This window comes from Methylobacterium sp. A52T (assembly GCF_053346095.1).
The window spans coordinates 1-2,832 of the sequence record NZ_JBKFBI010000268.1 but is presented as its reverse complement, the minus strand read 5'-3'; the positions used below and the strand labels follow the sequence as shown (position 1 = coordinate 2,832).

Annotated in this window: 4 protein-coding genes; all 4 read left to right on the top strand. The window is 78.6% G+C overall.

What is annotated here, in order from left to right; all coding sequences use genetic code 11:
• Window positions 1-592 (top strand): DUF58 domain-containing protein (locus ACLBYE_RS30165; protein ID WP_447696980.1); only part of this gene is annotated, 592 nt, incomplete at its 5' end.
• Between the two features lie 36 nt (window positions 593-628).
• Complete coding sequence (locus ACLBYE_RS30160; RefSeq protein WP_447696979.1) at window positions 629-1,132, top strand: DUF4381 family protein; 504 nt, start codon at window positions 629-631, stop codon at window positions 1,130-1,132.
• The gene (locus ACLBYE_RS30155; RefSeq protein ID WP_447696978.1) at window positions 1,129-2,163 is read left to right on the top strand and encodes a VWA domain-containing protein; all 1,035 of its coding nucleotides are present in this window, start codon (window positions 1,129-1,131) and stop codon (window positions 2,161-2,163) included. Before ACLBYE_RS30160 ends, ACLBYE_RS30155 begins: the two co-directional genes overlap by 4 nt.
• Before the next feature lie 100 nt (window positions 2,164-2,263).
• Window positions 2,264-2,832, top strand: a 569-nt coding sequence (locus ACLBYE_RS30150; RefSeq protein WP_447696977.1) for a VWA domain-containing protein, incomplete at its 3' end; no start/stop codon positions are given.

Sequence of the window (2,832 nt, the reverse complement as noted above, 5' to 3'; positions counted from 1 at the left end):
CCTGGCGCTGCTCGGCTGGCGGGTCGCGGCCGACGGCGGCCGGGTCGGCCTCGCGGTCGCCTCGGCCGGGACGCCGACCGTGCTGCGGCCGGCGGGCGGGGAGCGCGCCATGATCGCGGTCACCGGCGCCCCCGCCCAGGCCCACGCCGACGCCTTGGGGGCCGGATCCGGCGCGCCGGCCCGCGCGGAGCCGCCGCTGGAGGCGACGCTCGCCCTCGCCCGCAGCCTGCTGCCGGCCGGCGGCCACCTCGTCATCGCCAGCGCCCTGGACGATCCCGGCCCGGGCTTCGACGAGCTCCTGACCCTGCTCGCCGAGCGGATCGCCATCCGGCTGATCCTGGTGAGCGACGCCTTCGAGCGCGCCCGGCCGCCGGGCTACTACCCCTTCGCCCTCGCGGACGGCCGCCGCGGGACCGCGCTGCCGACCGTTTCGCCGACCGTGCCGACGACCGGGGCCGGCGCGGCGGGGGAATCCGCCGAGGCCCGGCTCGCCGACTACGCCCGCCGGGGCATCGCGGGCGTGCGCCTCGACGTCGAGACCGGCCCGGAGGCCTACGCGCCGCTCATGGAGCGCCTCGATGCGGTGCTGTGAGGCCGAACCCGGCGACCCGATCCGCGGCGCGACCCGATGAACCCCGTCGCGCCCGCCGAGATGCCCCTGTCCCTCGACCAGCTCCGGGGCCTGCACCTGCCCGGCGGCGCCGCCGGCGCATTGCAGGGCGAGGTCGTGGCGGCGGCTGCCCTGGGCTTCCTCGCCGCCCTGCTGGTCGGGCTCGTGCGCTACGCGCGCGGCCGGGCGCGGGCCACCCTGCGCCGGGCGGCGCTCGCCGAGCTCGCCCGGAGCCGCGGCCTCGACCCGGAGGCGCGCCTCGTCGCCCAGGCCCGGCTGCTGCGCAGACTCGACCGATCCCTCGACAGGTCTCTCGACCGGTCCGGCGAGGCCGAGGCAGGGACCGGGACCCGGGCGACGGGCCCGGACTGGGCGGCCCGGCTGGACGGGCTGTTCCGGACCGACTTCTTCACCCGGGGCGCCGGCCGGGTGCTCGCCGACGGGCTGTACCGGCGGCAGGATCCCGACCTCGACGCCCTGGACGCCGAGCTCGCCCGCCTGATCGGGCGGCTGCGGGCATGAGCGGATTCCTGCCCGCGTGGCTCAGCGCGCTCCTGTCGGCCTTCGACCTCGCCGCGCCCTGGGCGCTGCTGGCGCTGCCCCTGCCGCTGCTGGCCGCGCGCCTGATCCCGGCGGAGCCGGAGGGGGGCAGCGGCGCCCTGCGCGTGCCCGCGACCCTGGTGGCCGGCGCGCGCGCCAGCGCCGACCGCGCGGCCCGCGGGCGCCGGCGGGCCCTGCTTACCTGGACGCTGTGGATCGCCCTGGTGGCGGCGCTGTCGGGCCCGCGCCTCGTCATGCCGGCGGCCGCGCTCCCGGCCTCGGGCCGCGAGATCATGATCGCCATGGACCTGTCGGGCTCGATGGAGCGGCGCGACTTCGCCCTCGACGGCGAGACCGTGAACCGCCTCACCGCGGTCAAGCGCGTCGGCACCGACTTCATCCGGCGCCGGGCCGGGGACCGGATCGGCCTCGTGATCTTCGCCGACCAGGCCTACGTGGCGGCGGCGCCGAGCTTCGACACTGCGGCGGTCGCCCGGGCGCTGGACGATGCCACGATCGGCATCAGCGGCCGCTCCACCGGCATCGGCGACGGCCTCGGGCTCGCCCTGCGCCGGCTGGACCCGCGGGACGCCGGGGGCGACGCCGCCGGGGCGAGGCCGGGCGAGAAGGCCGCGAAGGCCGTGATCCTGCTGTCGGACGGCGCCAACAATGCCGGCCAGACCGCCCCCAAGGACGTGGCCGAGCTCGCCAAGGAACTCGGCATCAAGGTCTACACGATCGCCCTGGGGCCCCGCGACATGGCCGACGCCGACGGCGAGCAGGACGTGGTCGACACCGAGACCCTGCGCGACATGGCGCGGGCGAGCGGCGGCGAGGCGTTCCGGGTGCGCACCACCGAGGATCTGGTCCGGGTCGCCGACGCCATCGACCGGCTGGAGGGCGGCCGCGCCCTCGCCCCGCCCCTGCCGCTCCGCCGGGACCTCTGGCCCTGGCCGGCCGCCCTGGCTTTCCTCAGCGCCGCGCTGCTGCTGGCCAGCCGGAGGGGAGCGTGATGGTACGATACCCCGCGCCCCCGACCCTCCCCCTCGTCCCGCGGTGCCGGGGCGCGACGCCGGCCTCGGGGGCGAATATTCGGGTCGGAGGGTCCGCCCGATGAGCGCCCTCGACGCCGTCGCCCTCCTGCGCCCCTGGTGGTTCCTGGCGATCCCGGTCGTGGTCCTGCTGGCCCTTCGCGCCGCGTGGCGCTCGGCGCCGCTGGGCGACTGGGCCCGGGCGGTCGACCCGGCGCTGATGGCCTATCTCGCCCGGGCCGGCGCGGTGCTCGGCGGCCGGCGGCAGGCGAACCTCGCCGCCGCGCTGGCGGCCGGGCTGATCGCCCTGGCGCTGACCGGCCCCGCGGTGGAGCGGGCGGACGGGCGGACCTACCGCAACCTCGACGAGACCGTGCTCGTCGTCGACCTGTCGCGGTCGGTCACCGAGGGCGGCAACCTCCAGGGCGTCCGGCAGGCGGCCGCCGCCGTGGCGGAGGCCGCCGGCACCCGGGCGGTCGCCCTCGTGGTCTACGCGGGCGACGCCTACCTCGCCGCCTCCCCGACCACGGACCGCGACAGCCTCGGCACCACCCTGTTCGCCCTCGACGCCGACACGGTGCCGGACCGCGGCTCGCACCCCGAGCGCGGGCTGGCGCTGGCCCGCCGCACCCTCGCGGGGGGCCCCCTGGT

Coding starts and splice junctions, on each gene's coding strand:
- ACLBYE_RS30155 (WP_447696978.1), top strand. CDS start 1,129: ATGAGCGGATTCCTGCCCGCGTGGCTCAGCGCGCTCCTGTCGGCCTTC.
- ACLBYE_RS30160 (WP_447696979.1), top strand. CDS start 629: ATGAACCCCGTCGCGCCCGCCGAGATGCCCCTGTCCCTCGACCAGCTC.